Annotated in this window: 17 protein-coding genes; 5 read left to right on the top strand and 12 right to left on the bottom strand. The window is 59.7% G+C overall.

Features of this window, described 5'->3' with window-relative positions; translation table 11 throughout:
* Positions 1 to 61: 61 nt before the first annotated feature.
* Together U6037_RS00930 and U6037_RS00925 are read right to left on the bottom strand one after the other, a co-directional pair.
* Positions 62 to 1,447 (bottom strand): heavy metal sensor histidine kinase, encoded by a 1,386-nt coding sequence (locus tag U6037_RS00930; protein ID WP_322845493.1) that lies wholly within the window; start codon positions 1,445 to 1,447, stop codon positions 62 to 64.
* Positions 1,437 to 2,117 carry a heavy metal response regulator transcription factor gene (locus U6037_RS00925; protein WP_016987597.1) on the bottom strand — a complete coding sequence of 227 codons (681 nt, stop codon included), beginning with the start codon at positions 2,115 to 2,117 and terminating at the stop codon, positions 1,437 to 1,439. The genes U6037_RS00930 and U6037_RS00925 overlap by 11 nt, the downstream gene beginning before the upstream one ends.
* A gap of 135 nt (positions 2,118 to 2,252) precedes the next feature.
* Here U6037_RS00925 and U6037_RS00920 point away from each other — a divergent pair, with 135 nt between their 5' ends.
* Both U6037_RS00920 and uraH read left to right on the top strand, forming a co-directional pair.
* Positions 2,253 to 2,738: a heme-binding protein gene (locus U6037_RS00920; protein WP_322845492.1), complete on the top strand. Its 486-nt coding sequence runs from the start codon at positions 2,253 to 2,255 to the stop codon at positions 2,736 to 2,738.
* A 12-nt stretch (positions 2,739 to 2,750) separates the two neighbouring features.
* A complete protein-coding gene (gene uraH / locus U6037_RS00915) occupies positions 2,751 to 3,161 on the top strand; it encodes a hydroxyisourate hydrolase (protein ID WP_008080038.1) in 411 nt (136 codons plus the stop codon).
* Between the two features lie 163 nt (positions 3,162 to 3,324).
* Here uraH and U6037_RS00910 read toward each other — a convergent pair whose 3' ends face one another.
* On the bottom strand, positions 3,325 to 4,002 hold the full coding sequence (locus U6037_RS00910) for a Crp/Fnr family transcriptional regulator (RefSeq protein WP_322845491.1): 678 nt from the start codon (positions 4,000 to 4,002) through the stop codon (positions 3,325 to 3,327).
* An 84-nt stretch (positions 4,003 to 4,086) separates the two neighbouring features.
* On the opposite strand from U6037_RS00910, the gene U6037_RS00905 reads away from it, so the two are divergent.
* A complete protein-coding gene (locus U6037_RS00905; protein WP_322845490.1) occupies positions 4,087 to 4,614 on the top strand; it encodes a DUF962 domain-containing protein in 528 nt (175 codons plus the stop codon).
* Positions 4,615 to 4,729: 115 nt separating this feature from the next.
* On the opposite strand, the gene U6037_RS00900 is transcribed toward U6037_RS00905, so the two are convergent.
* The 6 genes from U6037_RS00900 to dibA form a co-directional block, all read right to left on the bottom strand.
* Positions 4,730 to 5,719, bottom strand: coding sequence for a sulfate/molybdate ABC transporter ATP-binding protein (locus U6037_RS00900; protein ID WP_003220514.1), 990 nt, complete (start codon positions 5,717 to 5,719; stop codon positions 4,730 to 4,732).
* A 3-nt stretch (positions 5,720 to 5,722) separates the two neighbouring features.
* A complete protein-coding gene (gene cysW / locus U6037_RS00895) occupies positions 5,723 to 6,595 on the bottom strand; it encodes a sulfate ABC transporter permease subunit CysW (protein ID WP_008080021.1) in 873 nt (290 codons plus the stop codon).
* A gap of 13 nt (positions 6,596 to 6,608) precedes the next feature.
* Entirely contained in the window at positions 6,609 to 7,427 is an 819-nt protein-coding gene (gene cysT, locus U6037_RS00890) for a sulfate ABC transporter permease subunit CysT (protein WP_038367238.1), read from the bottom strand.
* A 154-nt stretch (positions 7,428 to 7,581) separates the two neighbouring features.
* Positions 7,582 to 8,595, bottom strand: coding sequence for a sulfate ABC transporter substrate-binding protein (locus U6037_RS00885; RefSeq protein ID WP_034151823.1), 1,014 nt, complete (start codon positions 8,593 to 8,595; stop codon positions 7,582 to 7,584).
* Positions 8,596 to 8,741: 146 nt separating this feature from the next.
* Positions 8,742 to 8,924, bottom strand: coding sequence for a sulfur starvation response protein OscA (gene oscA, locus U6037_RS00880; RefSeq protein WP_007917682.1), 183 nt, complete (start codon positions 8,922 to 8,924; stop codon positions 8,742 to 8,744).
* Positions 8,925 to 9,137: 213 nt separating this feature from the next.
* Positions 9,138 to 11,057, bottom strand: coding sequence for a phosphodiesterase DibA (gene dibA / locus U6037_RS00875; RefSeq protein WP_322845489.1), 1,920 nt, complete (start codon positions 11,055 to 11,057; stop codon positions 9,138 to 9,140).
* Positions 11,058 to 11,203: 146 nt separating this feature from the next.
* Between dibA and desA the strand changes: the two genes are divergently transcribed.
* Both desA and U6037_RS00865 read left to right on the top strand, forming a co-directional pair.
* Positions 11,204 to 12,388 (top strand): delta-9 fatty acid desaturase DesA, encoded by a 1,185-nt coding sequence (gene desA / locus U6037_RS00870; protein WP_242208792.1) that lies wholly within the window; start codon positions 11,204 to 11,206, stop codon positions 12,386 to 12,388.
* Between the two features lie 143 nt (positions 12,389 to 12,531).
* On the top strand, positions 12,532 to 13,521 hold the full coding sequence (locus U6037_RS00865) for a sensor domain-containing diguanylate cyclase (protein ID WP_322845488.1): 990 nt from the start codon (positions 12,532 to 12,534) through the stop codon (positions 13,519 to 13,521).
* A 136-nt stretch (positions 13,522 to 13,657) separates the two neighbouring features.
* On the opposite strand, the gene U6037_RS00860 is transcribed toward U6037_RS00865, so the two are convergent.
* The 3 genes from U6037_RS00860 to gabD all read right to left on the bottom strand — a co-directional run bounded on the left by U6037_RS00860 (position 13,658) and on the right by gabD (position 17,912).
* On the bottom strand, positions 13,658 to 14,869 hold the full coding sequence (locus tag U6037_RS00860) for a response regulator (protein ID WP_322845487.1): 1,212 nt from the start codon (positions 14,867 to 14,869) through the stop codon (positions 13,658 to 13,660).
* 137 nt (positions 14,870 to 15,006) lie between these two features.
* A complete protein-coding gene (gene gabT / locus U6037_RS00855) occupies positions 15,007 to 16,284 on the bottom strand; it encodes a 4-aminobutyrate--2-oxoglutarate transaminase (protein ID WP_007917687.1) in 1,278 nt (425 codons plus the stop codon).
* 185 nt (positions 16,285 to 16,469) lie between these two features.
* Positions 16,470 to 17,912 carry an NADP-dependent succinate-semialdehyde dehydrogenase gene (gene gabD / locus U6037_RS00850; protein ID WP_007917688.1) on the bottom strand — a complete coding sequence of 481 codons (1,443 nt, stop codon included), beginning with the start codon at positions 17,910 to 17,912 and terminating at the stop codon, positions 16,470 to 16,472.
* Positions 17,913 to 18,127: the final 215 nt, after the last annotated feature.

Here is an 18,127-nt window from a genome sequence, read left to right as displayed (position 1 = left end):
TCACTCCTACAGGGGGAACGCATTCCAACTGTAGGAGTGAGCCTGCTCGCGATAGTGTCTTTTAATTCACCACAAACCCCAGCTCAAAAACAGTGCCGTCAGCATCACTAATCACCCGCACCTGTCCCCCATGCAACTGCATGATCGACTGCACGATCGCCAACCCCAACCCACCCGAATCCCCCGGTTCTGCACGCGACGGATCAACGCGGTAGAAGCGGTCGAACAGTTTGCTCAGATGCTCCTGCGCAATCGCGGGGCCATGGTTGTGCACTTGCAACCAGCACTCACCCGGCTCGTCGCGGCGACGCAGACTGATCACCGATCCTTGATCGGCATGACGCACGGCATTGGCCAGCAGATTGCCGAGTGCTCGTTGCAGCAATTGCTGATCGGCAAGCAATTCACCGCGCAATTGATTGTCCAGCCGCACCTCGCGGTCATCCGCCAAGGCTTCAAAGTAATCACACAGTTCACTGCCAACACTGGGCAAATCCAGGATTTGCAGATTCAGCGCGCGTTCGGCCTGTTCTGCCCGGGCGAGGAACATCAGGTTTTCCGCCATGCGCTTGAGCCGTTCGAACTCTTCCATGTTCGACGCCAGCACTTCCTGATACTCCTCGGTGCTGCGCGGATGATTCAGCGCCTGGCCGTTGCTCGCCAGCAAGGTGTGCAGCGGCGTACGAATCTCGTGGGCGAGGTCAGCGGAGAATTGCGACAGGCGCTGCACGCTGTCGTCCAGTCGCGCCAGCATGCCGTTGAGCGCCTGCACTGGTTCAAGCAATTCGGCGGGCGTGCCATTGGCGGGCAGGCGTTGATCAAGGCTACGCAGATCGATGCCGCGCACCGCTTCGCTCAACTGCCGCAACGGTGGCAGGCCCCGACGCAGCAACAGCAAACCCAAGGCAAAAGCGAGCAACGCGCCGAGTCCAACCGAAAGGTACAAGCGCATGCGATAGCTGCCGAGCATCTGCTCGCGCTCGCTCAGCACTTTGCCGGCAATGATCGTGAGCGGCTCGCCGTTCGGGCCCTGCGCTTCGCCGGACAACAGCGCCAGTTCAGCACCGTCCGGCGCTTGCCAGGTCAATACATCGGGACGCTGTGGCGTTTGCTCGCGGGGGATGGCGTGTAATGCGGGCAAATCGCGTTGCCGTGGATTGATCGCGATCACGCCCGATCCGTCGGCGCGGCGCACCAGTAGCAGGCTGTCGAGATTGCCGAGCATGTTCTGATACAGCCGAGGCCGCGCCTGCAAAGCACCTAGGCTGTCGCTGTCGGCGAGCAAGGCGCGCACTTGCTCCAGTCGACCGAGCAACGCGAGGTCGTCGCGGTAGGCGATTTCCGAGGCCAGCGAGCGATAGAGAAACACCCCAATGGCGCTCAGCACCAAAGCGCAGACCAATGCGAACGCCAGCGCCAGGCGCCAGGCGATCGACCTAGAGCGCATCGTCCGGCGCTTCCAGTTGATAGCCGACGCCGCGCACGGTGTGGATCAGTTTCGGCATGTACGGATCATCGACTTTCGCGCGCAAACGACGCACCGCCACTTCGACCATGTTGGTGTCGCTGTCGAAATTCAGGTTCCACACCTGCGAGGCGATCAGCGTGCGCGAGAGCACTTCGCCCTGACGGCTGGCGAGCAATTGCAGCAGGGCGAATTCCTTGTTGGTCAGGGCAATACGCTGACCACCACGACTCACGCGGCGCCGCAGTACGTCGATTTCCAGGTCGGCGATGGTGTACGACTCGGCTTCGCGCATCGGCCCGCGCCGCAGCAACGTGCGCACCCGCGCAAGCAGTTCAGCGAAGGCGAAGGGTTTGAGCAAGTAATCGTCGGCACCCAGTTCGAGACCGCGCACACGGTCTTCGATGGCGTCCTTGGCGGTGAGGAACAGCACCGGCGTGGCGCCGCGCTGGCGGATCAGCTGCAACAATTGCCAGCCATTGAGGCCGGGGAGCATCACGTCGAGGATGATCAGGTCATATTCCTGTTGCTCGATAAAGTAACGACCATCGAGACCATTGAGCGCCACGTCCACGGCAAAACCCGACTCGCCCAGGCCTTTGGCGAGGAAATTCGCGGTTTTGGCTTCATCTTCTACGACCAGCAAACGCATGGCACACCTCGATTGACAGGCACACAGGCTAGGCGCCTTCGACGGCGTTGCCCATTACAAACTTGTAATCAGACTGACGAGGTTCTGACGAAGACCGGCGATTAAGGTGACGACCTTCGCTTTTGGAGCCTGCCCATGACCCTCAAATACCTTGTCGCCAGCCTGGCCGTCAGCCTCAGCGCCAGCGTGTTCGCAAGCCCTGAACTGCCACGCCATGCCGACCTCGACCTGAAAACCGCGCAACTGCTGGCCAACACGGCAATGAGCGATTGCACCGGCACGGTGTCGGTGCTCGACCGTGGCGGCAATCTCCTGGTGACCTTGCGCGGTGACGGCGTTGGCCCGCACAACACCGTTGCCAGCCAACGCAAGGCCTACACCGCGCTGTCGACCAAAACAGCGACCCGGTTGTTTGCCGAACGGGCTCGCAGCAATCCGGAAACCGCCAACCTCAACACCCTCGACGAACTGCTGTTGCTCGGCGGCGGCATTCCGCTGTTCCTCGGCACGGAACTGGTTGGCGCCATGGGCGTGGCCGGTTCCGGCGGCGGTGAGCAAGACGAAAACTGTGCAATCAAGGCTGCCGGGAAAACCGGTCTGGCCATCACCCGTTCCCAATAAGGAGATGCATCCATGAATACTTTGCGCATGACCTTCGCCGCGCTCGGCCTGAGCGCTTTTTCAAGCCTGGCGCTGGCCGCTGGCAACCCGTTGAGCGTGCACGTGCTCAATCTGGAAAACGGCCTGCCGTCGCCGGGCATTAACGTGACGCTGGAAAAACACGTCGGCGAGAACTGGCAGCCTCTTGCTCAAGGCACGACCAATGAACAAGGGCGCATCGCCGAACTGTTCCCGGCCAAGCAGCCTTTTGAAGCGGGTGAATACCGCGTGGTATTCAAAACCGGCGAATACTTCAAGAAGGTCAAGCACGACACATTCTTTCCGGAAATTCCGGTGATCTTCGAAGTGAAGCAGACCGATCAGCACTACCACATCCCGCTGCTGCTCAGCCCGTATGGTTTCTCGACCTATCGCGGCTCCTAAGCCCCACTCCCACAGGTTCTGTGGTTTGCCTGAGATATCATGGAGGGCGGAAACCCCTGTGGGAGCTGGCTTGCCAGCGATGGCGTCCGTTCAGCAGACATCGATGTCGGCTGATGCACCGCTATCGCTGGCAAGCCAGCTCCCACAGGGGCCGGGTGCATTGTCAGATTGTTGCCAGGGCGCGCAATCGCTTGGCATCAAGGATTTCGATTTCGCCATACCCGAGCCCGATAATCCCCTGCCCCTGCAAATCCTTGAGAATCTGGTTGGTGGTCTGGCGCGACAGCGACAGCATCGACGCCAACTGCTCCTGCGGCAGTTGCAGCACCCGGCGTGGCGCGTCGAGTTCGCCGTAGCCTTCGGCGATCATCAGCAAGCGATGGGCCAGACGCGCCGGCGCCGGCAGCAGGCTCAGTTGTTCAAGATTGATAAAGGTCAGGCGCAGTTTGTGGCTCATCAGTAACGCCAGATGCCGCCAGTACACTGGATTTTCATCAAGCAACTTCAACAGCGTCGCCTGAGGAATGTTGAGCAAGGTGCACGGCCCGACGGCAAAGGCGTCATGCGTACGAGGCTGACCATCGAACAGGCAGATTTCGCCGAACCAGTGCGGCGCCTCGACCAGACTCAACAACGCCTCTTTGCCTTGCTCGCTCACCGCACCGATGCGCACCGCGCCGTCGAGCACCGCATACAAGCCGCACGGCGCATCACCGCGCTGGAACAAACGTTGCCCCGCCGTCAGCCGCCGCTCCCGGGCCGCCGTCAGCAGACTATCCTGAAAGGACGCCGGCAGATGACTGAACCACTGCCCGGTCATCAATCGCGAACGTATTTGCATAAACACTCCTGGATTGTCGCCTGCCTGACAGAGCGAACCCTGATCCCGAGGGATGATGCGATCAACCCTACCGGAGGAACAACAATGAAAAGCCTCGTCGACCATCTCAGTCAATACGCTGCCTACCACCGCGATCCGCGCAACATCGCCAGCCACTTTATCGGCATTCCGCTGATCGTGGTGGCCGTTGCGGTGTTGTTGTCACGGCCGGAATGGTCGCTGGGCGGGTTGTGGATATCTCCAGCTGTGATCGTGGCGCTGGCCTCGGCGTGGTTTTACCTGCGTCTGGAAGTGAAGCTCGGGGTGTTGATGACGGTGCTGATGGGCTTATCCGTCTGGGCCGGGCATGTGCTGGCGCAGCAGAGCACCCTGGTCTGGCTGAGCAGCGGCCTGGCGATGTTTGTAGTGGGCTGGGTGATCCAGTTTGTCGGGCATCACTATGAAGGGCGCAAACCAGCGTTTGTCGATGATGTGTCGGGGCTGATTGTCGGGCCGCTGTTTGTCGTGGCCGAGTTGGCGTTCATGCTCGGGATGCGGCATGAGTTGAAAGAACAGATCGAGGCGCGGGCGGGGGTGGTGCGGGTTAATCCGAACAAAAAAGCGGCGGCTTAGGCCGCTTTAAAAGATCGCAGCCTGCGGCAGCTCCTACAGTTGGTTTGGTCGATCACAAAATATGTGACCAACCGAAACCCCTGTAGGAGCTGCCGCAGGCTGCGATCTTTTGATCTTAGAGGCTGGCGACTTTCTGCCAGACCTTGGGTTTGAAGAACAGCGTTTCACCCTTGGCCAGACCGATCAGGCTGTCGTGATCCTTGACCACTTCGGCCTCGATCAGATCAGTCTGCCCTTCTACCTTCAACGTCACCCGCGTGGTCGCGCCCAACGGCCGAATATCACGCACCTCAGCCGCATGGTGATCTTCCAGCTCATGCTTGGACAACGACACCTCGTGCGGGCGGAACAGCACGTGGTTGTCGTCGCTCAACAGCAAGCGGTTCGAATCGCCGAGGAAGTGATAAACGAAATCGCTGGCCGGGTTTTCGTAAACGTCGCCCGGTGAGCCGATCTGCTCGATCACGCCCTTGTTCATCACCACGATACGGTCAGCGACTTCCATCGCCTCTTCCTGGTCGTGGGTCACGAACACCGAGGTCAGATTGATGTCTTCGTGCAGACGCGCCAACCAGCGGCGCAGCTCTTTCCGTACCTTGGCATCGAGGGCGCCGAACGGCTCATCCAGCAGCAACACTTTCGGCTCAACTGCCAAGGCGCGAGCCAGCGCAATACGCTGACGCTGTCCACCGGACAACTGCTCCGGGTAACGATCCGACAGCCAATCCAGCTGCACCATGTTCAGCAGTTCGTGAACCTTGGTCGCGATCTGGCTTTCGCTCGGGCGCTGGTTTTTCGGTTTCATGCGCAGGCCGAACGCGACGTTGTCGAACACGGTCATGTGACGGAACAACGCGTAGTGCTGGAACACGAAACCGACGTTGCGATCACGCACGTCGTGGCCGGAAACGTCTTCGCCATGGAAAACGATGTTGCCCTGATCCGGGGTTTCCAGACCGGCGATAATTCGCAGCAGCGTGGTCTTGCCGCAGCCCGACGGGCCGAGCAGCGCGACCAGCTCACCGCTGTGGATGTCCAGGCTGATGTTGTCCAGCGCCTTGAAGGCATTGAAATTCTTGCTGACGTTACGCACTTCGATCGACATGACTTATTCCTCCGCGGCGCTGGCGCGCAGGCGGTTGATACGGTTTTCGCTCCACTGCTTGGCCAGCAGGATGAAGAGCGCCAGGATCAGCAACAGGCTCGCCACGGCGAACGCGGCCACGTGGTTGTATTCGTTGTAGAGGATCTCGACGTGCAGCGGCAAGGTGTTGGTCACCCCGCGAATGTGCCCGGAAACCACCGACACCGCACCGAACTCACCCATGGCCCGCGCAGTACACAGCACCACGCCATAGATCAGGCCCCATTTGATGTTGGGGACGGTGACGTGCCAGAACATCTGCCAGCCATTGGCGCCAAGCAAGCGCGCGGCTTCTTCTTCCTGCGTACCTTGTTCCTGCATCAGCGGGATCAGCTCACGGGCCACGAACGGCACGGTGACGAAAATCGTCGCCAGCACGATGCCCGGCAGGGCGAAGACGATCTGGATGTCGTGATCCTGCAACCACGGCCCGAACAGGCCCTGCGCACCGAACATCAGCACGTAGACCAGACCGGCGATCACCGGCGACACCGAGAACGGCAGGTCGATCAGCGTCACCAGCATGCTCTTGCCACGGAACGAGTATTTGCTCACGCACCACGCGGCGCTGACGCCGAACACCAGGTTCAGCGGCACCGAAATCAGCACTGCAAACACGGTGAGTTTCAGTGCCGAAAGCGCGTCCGGTTCAAAGATCGCGGTGAAGAACGCACCGAGGCCATTTTTCAAACCCTGCGATACGACGATGAACAACGGCAGCAGCAGAAACAGGAAAAAGACCAGCCAGCCAAGGCCGATCAGGATTCTGCGCGAAGTGGCACTGCCACGGCGTGCAGCGTTGGCCGAAGAGGCGGCCGCAATAGACGATTGGGACATGGTTCGCGCCTCCTTATGGGGTTTCGATGCGCCGCTGCAGCAAGTTGATCAGCAGCAACAGGACGAAGGAAACCACCAGCATCAGCACGCCGATAGCGGTGGCGCCGGTGTAATCGTATTGGTCGAGTTTGACCATGATCAGCAGCGGCAGGATCTCGGTTTTCATCGGCATGTTGCCGGCGATGAAAATCACCGAACCGTACTCGCCAACGCCACGGGCGAACGCCAGGGCAAAACCGGTCAGCCAGGCGGGCAGCAGAGCGGGCACGAGGATGTGGCGGAACACCTGCAAGGGTTTCGCACCGAGGCACGCGGCGGCTTCTTCGACTTCACGGGGAATGTCGGCCAATACCGGTTGCACCGTGCGCACCACGAACGGCAGCGTGACGAAGGTCAGCGCTAGGGTGATACCGAGCGGGGTGTAAGCGATTTTGAAACCGAGGTCGGCAGCGAATTGCCCGACCAGTCCGGCCGGCGCGTACAGCGCGGTCAGCGCGATACCGGCCACCGCTGTCGGCAGGGCGAACGGCAGATCGATCATCGCGTCGATCACCTTGCGCCCCGGGAAGGTGTAGCGCACCAGCACCCAGGCCAACAACGTACCGATGATCCCGTTGATGATCGCCGCACACAGCGCGGTGCCGAAGCTCAGCTTCAACGCGGCCAGCACCCGTGGCGCGGAAATGATCGTCCAGAACTGATCCCAGGTGAGTTGGGCGGCGTGGACGAACATCGCCGCCAGCGGGATAAGCACAATCAGGCTGAGGTACACCAAGGTGTAGCCAAGCGTCAGCCCGAAGCCGGGTATGACGGGGGAGATACGACGCGACATAAAAGTCCTTGGTTAAAAACGCATCAATGTGGGAGCGAGCCTGCTCGCGAAGAGGGAGTATCAGTCAACATCCCTGTCGCTGAAAAACCGCCTTCGCGAGCAGGCTCGCTCCCACATGTCATGTGCCCAAACATCAGGCTCGTTAAGGGTGAGATTACTGCGCCTGATAAATCTGGTCGAACACGCCACCGTCGTTGAAGAATTTCGGTTGCGCGGTTTTCCAGCCGCCGAAGTCTTTGTCGATGGTCACCAGCTCGAGTTTCGGGAACTGCTGGGCGTACTTCGCAGCCACGTCCTTGTCACGCGGACGGTAGAAGTTCTTCGCCGCGATCTCCTGACCGGCCGGGCTGTACAGGTGCTTCAGATAGGCTTCGGCGATCTGCTCGTTACCCTTCTTCTCGGCGTTCTTGTCGACCACCGCCACTGGCGGCTCGGCGAGGATCGACAGCGAAGGCACGACGATGTCGAACTTGTCGGCGCCGCCATCTTCTTTCAGCGCCAGGAACGCTTCGTTTTCCCAGGCCAACAGCACGTCGCCCTGACCGTTGTTGACGAAGGTGATGGTCGAACCGCGTGCACCGGTGTCGAGGATCGGCACGTGCTTGAACAGGGTCTGCACATATTCTTTGGCTTTGGCTTCGTCACCGCCGTTGGCTTTCAGGCCGTAGGCCCACGCGGCGAGGAAGTTCCAGCGCGCACCGCCGGAGGTTTTCGGGTTCGGGGTGATCACCGAGACGTCGTTCTTGACCAGATCGCCCCAGTCCTTGATGCCTTTCGGGTTGCCTTTACGTACCAGGAACACAATGGTCGAGGTGTACGGCGTGCTCGCTTCCGGCAGACGCTTCTGCCAGTCGGCGGGCAGGGTCTTGCCGAGTTTGGCGATTTCGTCGATGTCCCCAGCCAAGGCCAGGGTCACGACGTCAGCGCGCAGACCGTCGATCACCGCACGCCCCTGCTTGCCCGAACCGCCGTGGGATTGCTGGATTTTCACAGTGTCGCCGGCGTGATCTTTCTGCCAGAACTTGATGAATTCTGCGTTGTAGTCCTGATACAGCTCGCGCGTCGGGTCATACGACACGTTGAGCAGTTCGTAATCCTTGGCAACGGCGGAACCGGCAAACACGGCACTGGCCAGCGCGGCCAAAGCGTAACGGCGAATCGACGACATGGTGAAAGCTCCTGGAATTCTGGTGGTGGCTTTTTCTTATGAATATCTGGAATCGGGTGTGCCGGCTAAAGATCGCAGCCTTCGGCAGCTCCTACACACAGCCCCCTGTAGGAGCTGCCGCAGGCTGCGATCTTTTGATCTTCAACTCAGCCCGGTTGTTTACCCGGTTGCTGCAAACGGAATTTCTCTTTGCGTTCGATCTGCACGACTTGCGCGTTATGCACAGTGATCTCCACCGCGCCGAAACGCAGATCGCGCAGGGCGCTCTGGATTTCACGCAAGATGGTACTTTCGTCCTGACCGTCAACGCTGCGAAGGGATGCGCTCATGGTGCTGCTCCTTTGAATGGGATTTGCCTGGCAGTGGGCGGCACTGCGTTCGGCGTAGGAGCAATATAAGAGAGGCGCGGATATTCTTAAAAAGACTATTTAAGAATGTTTATATAACTGAAAAACATTATGTGATGGGGCAAGGGTTTGCAGCCTGTTGAAGCAAAAGATCGCAGCCGTCGGCAGCTCCTTGATCGGACGATCATTTGATCTTCAACCAATCAATGGCGCACGATCCCAATCGATTTCGACCGCCGGACTCGGCCGCCCAAACCAGTATCCTTGCCCCAGATCGCATTCCTGCTCGAGCAGAAACGCCGCCTGCTCGACCTGCTCGATACCCTCGGCATGCACTTGCATGCCCATGCTCCGGGCCAGCGCGATGATCACCCGCACGATCGCTGCGTCATCCTCGTCCCACGGCAGCCCGGCGACGAAACCCTGATCGATCTTCAACTTTTGCACAGGCAAGCGCTTAAGTCGCAACAGCGATGAATACCCGGTACCAAAATCATCGATGGCGAGGCGAATGCCCAACTCACGCAAACGATGCATCTGCTCCAGCGCCACCTCTGGATCATCCATCACCGCGCTCTCGGTGACTTCCAGCTCCAGATACGCCGGATCCAGCCCGGTTTCGCGCAACACCTGCGCCACCTGTTGGTACAACTCACGACGAGCGAACAATCGTGACGAAACATTCACCGCGACAAACGACAGCACGATTCCAGCCTGCTGCCACTGGCACATTTGTCGACACGCCTGCTGCATCACCCAAGCGTCGATCTCGGCGATCAACCCGGTGCGTTCAGCGATCGGAATGAACTCTGCCGGCGACACCAGACCACGCACCGGATGCTGCCAGCGCACCAACGCTTCGACGCCGATCAGGCGACTGGTTTTCAAGTCATGCACGGGTTGGTAGTAAACCCGCAGCTCCTGCTGCTCAAGCGCGCGGCGCAGCTCGAAAGCGATTTCCACCCGTTGTTGGGCGTGGGCGGTGAGTTCTTCGGTGTACAAGGCGTAACCGTTGCGGCCGCTGCTCTTGGCTTTGAAGAGCGCCGCGTCGGCATTGCGCAACAACTGTTCGGCGCTCAACGCGTCACTGGGGAACAGGCTGATGCCGATACTGGCGTTGATGAACAGTTCATGACCATCGACGCAGAACGGCTCCTTCAGCGCATCGAGAATGCGTTGCGCCAACGCGGCCGCCTGCACCAGCTGTGGACAACTTTCCGCCAGCACCGCGAACTCATCGCCACCGAGGCGGGCCAGTGTAATGCCGGGGCCGAACAGCGCCTGCAACCGCGCCGCCACGGCCTTGAGCAAACGATCGCCGACGTTGTGACCGAGGCTGTCATTGATCATTTTGAAATGATCCAGATCGAGCATCAGCAACGCACAGCCGCGCTTGTGAATCTGCGCCGAGGCCAGCGCCTGTTCGGCGCGATCGCTGAACAACAGACGATTGGGCAGATCCGTCAGCGGGTCGTGGTGCGCGAGGTGTTTGAGCTCATGCTCGGAATCCTTGATCGCACTGATATCGGAGAACACCGCCACGTAATGGCTGAGCCGGCCCTGATCATCGTGAATGACCCGAATGGTCTGCCACTGTGGATAAATCTCGCCACTTTTGCGCCGGTTCCAGATCTCGCCGCTCCATTCGCCCTGCGATTCAAGAGTGGCGAACATCGCCTGATAAAAACCCGGCGGATGGTGGCCCGACTTGAACAGGCTCGGCTGTTGACCAAGCACCTCTTCACGCTGATAGCCGGTGATCTCCATGAACGCGCGGTTGACGTGCACGATCAGTCCATCACGGTTAGTCACCAACACGCCTTCACGGGTGCAATCGAACACCGCCGCCGCCTGGCGCAAGCGCTCGCGATCAGCGTGACGCTCACGCAAACGCGCGCCAATCCCGAGGAACTCGCACAAACGCGCGCGCGCCAGGAAGATCAGCCCCGCGCTGACCGCCGCAAACAGGTAACCGTTGATCAGTTGCCATCGGGCAAGATCGACGGAGTTATCGAAGAAATTGTTTAATAAATGATCAGTGCCCTGCAGCCAGATAGCGGCAAGCACGAGATAGAGCAGCGCTGCACGCAAAGCATCGCGGTAAGTGGCAGGCATTCGGCTGTCCATGTCCCTACAAAAAGGTTGGAATTATAGGTCAAGAAACATCCAGCGACTCTTATCTGAAAGGGCGACTGGTTTTATCTGTGTGCTTAGTGATAATGCAACGGCTGTTTTTATCTTTATCGAGGGCCCTATAGCCTATGTGGTACGAAGGTTTTCTTGGCTTGTCGGCCTGGTCTCTGGTCGCAGTCACCTTGCTGATGACCCACGTGACAATTGTTGCCGTCACGGTCTATCTGCACCGCTACTCAGCCCATCGCTCGCTGGAGCTGAATGCTGGCCTGAAGCACTTTTTCCGTTTCTGGCTGTGGCTGACCACAGCGCAGAACACCCGCGAGTGGACCGCCATCCACCGTAAACACCACGCCAAATGCGAAACCGAAGACGACCCGCACAGCCCGGTCATCAAGGGTTTGTCGACGGTACTGCGTACCGGCGCCGAGCTGTACCGCGCCGAAGCCCAGAACCCGGAAACCCTGCGCATCTACGGCAAGAACTGCCCCGAAGACTGGATCGAACGCAACGTCTACAGCCGCTATCCGCTGCTGGGTGTGGCGATCATGGGCGTCATCGACCTGCTGCTGTTCGGCACCATCGGCATCACCATCTGGGCGATCCAGATGATGTGGATTCCGGTGTGGGCCGCCGGCGTGATCAACGGCCTGGGCCATGCGGTCGGCTATCGCAACTTCGAATGCCGCGACGCGGCGACCAATCTGGTGCCGTGGGGCATCCTGATCGGCGGTGAAGAACTGCACAACAACCATCACACCTACCCTAACTCGGCCAAACTGTCGGTGAAAAAGTGGGAGTTCGATCTCGGTTGGGCGTGGATCAAAGTCTTCAGCTTCCTGCGTCTGGCCAAGGTTCAGCGTGTGGCACCAATCGCCCACCGCGTCGAAGGCAAGGGCAGTCTGGACATGGACACCGCCATGGCCATCCTCAACAACCGCTTCCAGATCATGGCCCAGTACCGCAAATTGGTGATCGGTCCGCTGGTCAAGCAAGAGCTGGCCAAGGTCGATCATTCGGTGCGCCACCAGTTCCACCGCGCCAAGCGTCTGCTGTCGCGGGAAACCAGCCTGCTGGAAGATCGTCATCACCTGCGCATCCAGACCATGCTCGAGCACAGTCAGGCGTTGAAGGTAATTTACGAAAAACGCTTGGCCCTGCAGCAGATCTGGGTCAAGACCAGTTCAAATGGCCACGACATGCTCGCCGCCATCAAGGAATGGATTCACGAAGCCGAGGCCAGCGGTATCCAGTCCCTGCGCGAATTCGCTGATCAGTTGAAAACCTACTCGCTGCGCCCTGCGGCGGTCTGAGACCGTTGATCGGTGCACCCGGCTCCCGGGTGCACCCTTCGGAACTTCGCCAAAAATCGCCTATCTCAAAGACACTTCGCCATCCCGGCGGGCTGTACTGTGGCCGTTGTCGAATTGCGGCACGTCCTTTGAGATCTGTGCCGATGGTCAATAACAATCAAAAAGACTCATCCCTCCCGCAGTGGCCCGAGGCCGCGCAAACCCTGATGGCGCTGATGCACGCCCAAGGCGAGGTAGCCCGCCTGAGCGAACGCGAACAGCTGTTCAGCTCGCTGCTGGTCAGCGTCAACGCCGTGCTCTGGGCGTTCAACTGGGAAACACGGCAGGTGCTGTATGTCAGCCCCGCCTACGAACGGATTTTCGGGAGCTCCGCCGGCCTCCTGCTCGCCGATTACAACCAATGGCGTGACAGCATCTACCCCGACGACCTGGAATACGCCGAACGCAGTCTCGCCGAAGTCCTGCACAAAGGTGCGGTGGAGGATCGCGAATACCGCATCATCGCCGCCGACGGCCAAGTGCGCTGGCTCAGCGACAAATGCTTCATCAACCGTCAGGACGAGCCCGGGCAACCGGTGATCATCGTCGGCATCGCCGAAGACATCACCGACAAAAAGCAGATGGAAACCGAGCTGCATCGCTTGGCAACCACCGACGTGTTGACCCAAAGCAGCAATCGCCGGCATTTTTTCGAGTGCGCCAACCGCGAATTTGAGGAGGCGCGTGTGCAAGGCTCGCAAATGGCCTTTCTGCTGCTGGATATCGATGATTTCAAAATGATCAACGACACCTATGGCCATCCGGAGGGCGACAACGTGCTGCAACGGATTGCCGAGTGCGGACGCGGCTCGTTACGTCGAGGTGATCTGTTCGGACGGATTGGTGGGGAAGAGTTTGCGGCGGTGTTTCCGGGTTGCGCCCCGGATATGGCTATGCAGGTCGCCGAACGGTTGCAGCAGGAGATTCAGCGTCTGAGTTTCAGCCATGACGGCCAGACGTACGGCATCACTGTCAGCCAAGGATTGACCAGTCTGACCGAGGCAGACGAAAGCCTCGACAGCCTGTTCGCCCGCGCGGATGCGGCCATGTATGAGGCCAAGCGACAGGGCAAGAATCGCATTATCTCTGCCTGAACCGTATCTCAGCTACACAGTGATCCATTGTAGGAGTGAGCCTGCTCGCGATAGCGGAGTGTCAAACGAACCGTAGTTGTCTGACACTCCGCTATCGCGAGCAGGCTCACTCCTACAGGGGTTTGCGTAAGTCGGATTATTTACGCATCCGCATCAATTCCGGCAAGCCTATCTTCAGCAACCGCGCCGTGCGGCTCTTCGCCAGTTCCTCAACGCCTTCATGTTCGGTCAGATGGGCCATCTGCGCTGCCATGTTCATCACCAGCGCTTCACGGGAATACACACCGCCACCGAGCTGGTAGACCGACGCAATCAGCTCACGCAGCTCCAATGGCAAACGCCAGCGGGTGCGCAGGGCCGAACCATAAGCGGCACCGAACTCGGCCAGCGCCTCGCCGACTTCCTCCAGCTCATCCAGTTCACCACCGGCCTGCTGCCATTCCTGCAGACAACGCAGCAACGCCAGATCACCCAAGCGATGCAGCATGCCAGCGCAGTAACAGCGCTCCTGATCGAGATCGAGCAGGCGCGCCAGGGTGCGCGCGTATTCAGCGGTGTGCAGCGACAGCCCCCAGTAACGCTCAGCGTAATCGGCCAGACAGGGATCACTGAGCTTGGCACTGCGCTTGAGCGCCAAGCCCAGGATCAGGTTCATGCTTTGCCCGGTGCCCAGCCGATGCAGGGCCTGCGCCAGGGTTTGTACTGGCGCGCCGTGGTGTTGCGCGGCGCTGTTGGCCGCAGCGATCAACACAGCAGTGATCTGCGGATCGGTTTTAATTTCATCTTCCAGCAGCTTCAGATCCAGCCCGCTGGGGTTGAGGCTGCGTTTGACCGCCACTTGCACATCGGTCATCAGCGGCGCGCCGTCAGCCTGCTCTCGGCGGCGCTCAAGGAAAACCGACAGAGTCATGCCCGGCGCCAATGCCGGCACCTCACAGAACACTTCCTCACCGGCATTGAGCAACAAACCCTGCAAACGCTCAGTCAGGCTTTCCATGTTCAGCGGTTTGGTCAGATACGCCGTCGGTGCCAGCGGAATGGCTTCACGCACACTGGCGCTGTCGTTGCGGCTGCTCATCAGAATGAATGGCAGCGGCGGATTGCGTTTGCGCTGCCGCACGCTGCGCAACACGCTCAAGCCATCGACGCCGGGTAGCTCCCAATCGACAATGGCCAGGTCATAAGGAATTTCGCTGAGCATCGACATGGCTTGCTGGCCATCGGCACACAGATCCAGCCGCGCATCGCAACGCACGTTCAGCAACACTTGTTTGAGCAGGTCGCGAGACCACGGATCAGCCTCGGCGATCAGCACTCGCGGTACGGCGGGTAAATCAACGGCAGTCATGCGCGCTCTCCCTTGCAATGCCTGAACCTTAGCCAATGCTGGCCATTGGATACAGTGCTAAAGCGTCCGATGTGCTTCAAGGGGCGTAAAAAAACCCGCCGAAGCGGGTTTTTTGTCGATCAGGTCACACGGGGTGATCAGAGCTCGGAGAAGCACTCTTCGATGATCGCCAGACCTTTGTCCAGTTGCTCGTCCGGCGAGGTCAGCGGTACGAGGACGCGCAGAACGTTGCCGTAGGTGCCGCAGGACAGCAGGATCAGCCCCTTGTCGCGCGCCTTGGCCACAACCGACGCTACTGCTGCAGCGTTAGGCTTGTGGCTGTCGCCGTTTTCGAACAGCTCGACCGCGATCATCGCGCCCAGGGCACGGACTTCACCGATCACCGGGTACTTGGCCTGGATAGCTTTGAGGCCAGTGACCAGACGCTCGCCGACAGCCTTGCAGCGGTCCAGCAGTTGCTCTTCTTCGAACACTTCCATCACGGCCAAAGCAGCGGCGCAAGCGATCGGGCTACCGGCGTAGGTGCCGCCCAGGCCGCCTGGCGCGATGGCGTCCATGTATTCAGCCTTGCCGCACACACCGGCGAGCGGGAAGCCGCCAGCGATGGATTTGGCGAAAGTGGTCAGGTCGGCAGCAACACCCATCTGTTCCATGGCGAAGAACGTACCGGTACGGCCAGCGCCGGTTTGCACTTCATCAGCGATCAGCAGGATGCCGTGCTGGTCGCACAGAGCGCGCAGACGCTTCATGAATTCCTTCGGCGCGACGTAGAAACCACCTTCGCCCTGAACCGGCTCGATGATGATAGCGGCGATGTCTTTCGGCTCGGCGTCGTTCTTGAAGATGCGTTCGATGGAAGCGATCGAATCGTCGATGCTCACACCGTGCAGTTCGTTGGGGTACAGCGCGCGGAAGATGCCGCCTGGCATCAGGCCCATGCCGGCCGAGTACGGCACGACTTTACCGGTCAGACCCAAAGTCATCATGGTGCGACCGTGGTAAGCGCCGGTGAAGGCGATCACGCCAGCACGGCCAGTGGCGGCACGGGCGATTTTCACGGCGTTTTCCACGGCTTCGGAACCGGTGGTGACCAGCAGGGTTTTCTTGGCGAAATCACCCGGCACCTTGGCGTTGATTTTCTCGCACAGCTCAACGTACGGCTCATAAGCCAGTACCTGGAAGCAGGTGTGGGTCAGCTTGTTCAGCTGTTCGGTCACGGCGGCGATGATTTTCGGGTGCACGTGGCCGGTGTTCAGTACAGCGATACCGCCGGCGAAGTCGATGAACTCACGACCTTCAACGTCAGTCACGGTAGCGTTCTTTGCCGATTCAGCGAAGATCGGGTGAATCTGGCCAACACCACGTGGAACAGCTGCGGTACGACGGGCCATCAGTTCAGCGTTAGTCTTGCTCATTACAGTCCTCATTCGCCGCTCATCGGGCGGCGTGGTTCAAGGATTAAGCGGGAGGAAGCGACGGTGGCAGCATGCGATGATCGACTGCCACGGCGTTCCCGGCCGCAGAGAAAATTCCGGTTTGAAACGACGCAAAGGGACAGCGCTCTCGTGCCCTTTGCGTTTGCAGCGATCCCTTTCCCGGCTTAGATGCCCAGGCAGAGGTATTTGATTTCCAGGTAATCTTCGATGCCGTACTTGGAGCCTTCACGGCCCAGGCCCGAGGCCTTGATGCCGCCGAACGGCGCGACTTCATTGGAGATCAGCCCGGTGTTGACGCCGACCATGCCGTATTCCAGGGCTTCTGCCACACGGAACACACGGCCCAGATCACGTGCGTAGAAGTACGAAGCCAGACCGAACTCGGTGTCGTTGGACATCGCGATCACTTCGGCTTCATCTTTGAAGCGGAACAGCGGCGCCAGTGGACCGAAGGTTTCTTCCTTGGCCACGGCGGCGTTTTTCGGCACGTTGGTGAGGATGGTCGGCTCGAAGAAGTTGCCTTCCATCGCCTTGCCACCGGCCAGTACGGTTGCGCCTTTGGCCACAGCGTCAGCAATGTGTTCTTGCACCTTGGCCACGGCTTTTTCGTCGATCAGCGGGCCAGTGGTGGTGCCGTCTTCCAGACCGTTGCCGATCTTCAGTTTGGCTACAGCCACTTTCAGCTTCTCGGCGAACGCGTCGTAGACCGAATCCTGAATGTACAGACGGTTGGCGCAGACGCAGGTCTGGCCGTTGTTGCGGTACTTGGAAATGATCGCGCCTTCAACGGCCTTGTCCAGGTCAGCGTCGTCGAACACGATGAACGGCGCGTTGCCGCCCAGTTCCAGCGAGACTTTCTTGATGTCCTTGGCGCATTCCGACATCAATTGACGACCGATTTCGGTCGAACCGGTGAAGGACAGTTTGCGCACGATCGGGTTACTGGTCAGCTCACTGCCGATGTCGCCGGCGCTGCCGGACACGACGCTGAACACGCCTGCAGGAATGCCCGCGCGCTGAGCCAGTTCGGCCAGGGCGAATGCGGAGAATGGAGTTTGCGAAGCAGGTTTGAGCACCATGGTGCAACCGGCGGCCAGCGCCGGCCCGGCTTTACGGGTGATCATCGCAGCCGGGAAGTTCCACGGGGTGATCGCGGCGGTCACGCCGATTGGCTGCTTGATTACGATCAGGCGCTTGTCTGGCTGGTGACCCGGAATCACGTCACCGTAGATGCGCTTGGCTTCTTCGGCGAACCACTCGATGAACGAAGCGGCGTAAACGATTTCGCCCTTGGCTTCGGCCAGCGGCTTGCCCTGCTCGAGGGTCATCAGGCGCGCGAGGTCGTCCTGGTTCTCGATCATCAGTTCGAACCAGCGACGCAGCTTGCCGGCACGCTCTTTGGCGGTCAGTGCACGCCAGGCCGGCAGCGCCTTGTCGGCGGCTTCAATGGCACGGCGGGTTTCGGCCGCGCCCATTTTTGGCACGGTACCGAGGATTTCGCCGGTGGCCGGGTTGTTGACCTTGATCGTCTGACCGTTGTCCGCATCGACCCAAGCGCCATCAATGAAGGCTTGCTGGCGGAACAACAGGGTGTCTTTAAGCTGCATGTCGGCTTTCCTTAACAGCACCGCGGCCTGCGCGGAGCAAATTATGATTGTAGAAAGGCGCCTCGCAAGGCTGCCGTCAGGGAAATCAGTGACCGGGTGTGGCGCATCAACCGTGGACGATTCGAACCACCGGCGCGTCAACGCCCGGTCAACGAGCGTTTGAAATCTCAAACGGATCGTAGGATCAAAGGGGTTAAAGGACAATAGGTCGTTCG

Origin of the sequence: Pseudomonas sp. B33.4, assembly GCF_034555375.1 — a bacterium.
Taxonomy (GTDB): Bacteria; Pseudomonadota; Gammaproteobacteria; order Pseudomonadales; family Pseudomonadaceae; genus Aquipseudomonas.
This window is presented reverse-complemented; position numbering and strand designations above follow the sequence as displayed.

What these genes read in the sequence shown, in the direction of transcription:
- gabT (WP_007917687.1), bottom strand. Translation starts at nt 16,284, where the DNA reads ATGAGCAAGACTAACGCTGAACTGATGGCCCGTCGTACCGCAGCTGTT.
- U6037_RS00925 (WP_016987597.1), bottom strand. Translation starts at nt 2,117, where the DNA reads ATGCGTTTGCTGGTCGTAGAAGATGAAGCCAAAACCGCGAATTTCCTC.
- desA (WP_242208792.1), top strand. Translation starts at nt 11,204, where the DNA reads ATGTGGTACGAAGGTTTTCTTGGCTTGTCGGCCTGGTCTCTGGTCGCA.
- dibA (WP_322845489.1), bottom strand. Translation starts at nt 11,057, where the DNA reads ATGCCTGCCACTTACCGCGATGCTTTGCGTGCAGCGCTGCTCTATCTC.
- uraH (WP_008080038.1), top strand. Translation starts at nt 2,751, where the DNA reads ATGAATACTTTGCGCATGACCTTCGCCGCGCTCGGCCTGAGCGCTTTT.
- U6037_RS00900 (WP_003220514.1), bottom strand. Translation starts at nt 5,719, where the DNA reads ATGTCGATCGAAGTGCGTAACGTCAGCAAGAATTTCAATGCCTTCAAG.
- cysW (WP_008080021.1), bottom strand. Translation starts at nt 6,595, where the DNA reads ATGTCCCAATCGTCTATTGCGGCCGCCTCTTCGGCCAACGCTGCACGC.
- cysT (WP_038367238.1), bottom strand. Translation starts at nt 7,427, where the DNA reads ATGTCGCGTCGTATCTCCCCCGTCATACCCGGCTTCGGGCTGACGCTT.
- U6037_RS00910 (WP_322845491.1), bottom strand. Translation starts at nt 4,002, where the DNA reads ATGCAAATACGTTCGCGATTGATGACCGGGCAGTGGTTCAGTCATCTG.
- gabD (WP_007917688.1), bottom strand. Translation starts at nt 17,912, where the DNA reads ATGCAGCTTAAAGACACCCTGTTGTTCCGCCAGCAAGCCTTCATTGAT.
- U6037_RS00860 (WP_322845487.1), bottom strand. Translation starts at nt 14,869, where the DNA reads ATGACTGCCGTTGATTTACCCGCCGTACCGCGAGTGCTGATCGCCGAG.
- U6037_RS00865 (WP_322845488.1), top strand. Translation starts at nt 12,532, where the DNA reads ATGGTCAATAACAATCAAAAAGACTCATCCCTCCCGCAGTGGCCCGAG.
- U6037_RS00930 (WP_322845493.1), bottom strand. Translation starts at nt 1,447, where the DNA reads ATGCGCTCTAGGTCGATCGCCTGGCGCCTGGCGCTGGCGTTCGCATTG.
- U6037_RS00905 (WP_322845490.1), top strand. Translation starts at nt 4,087, where the DNA reads ATGAAAAGCCTCGTCGACCATCTCAGTCAATACGCTGCCTACCACCGC.
- U6037_RS00920 (WP_322845492.1), top strand. Translation starts at nt 2,253, where the DNA reads ATGACCCTCAAATACCTTGTCGCCAGCCTGGCCGTCAGCCTCAGCGCC.
- oscA (WP_007917682.1), bottom strand. Translation starts at nt 8,924, where the DNA reads ATGAGCGCATCCCTTCGCAGCGTTGACGGTCAGGACGAAAGTACCATC.
- U6037_RS00885 (WP_034151823.1), bottom strand. Translation starts at nt 8,595, where the DNA reads ATGTCGTCGATTCGCCGTTACGCTTTGGCCGCGCTGGCCAGTGCCGTG.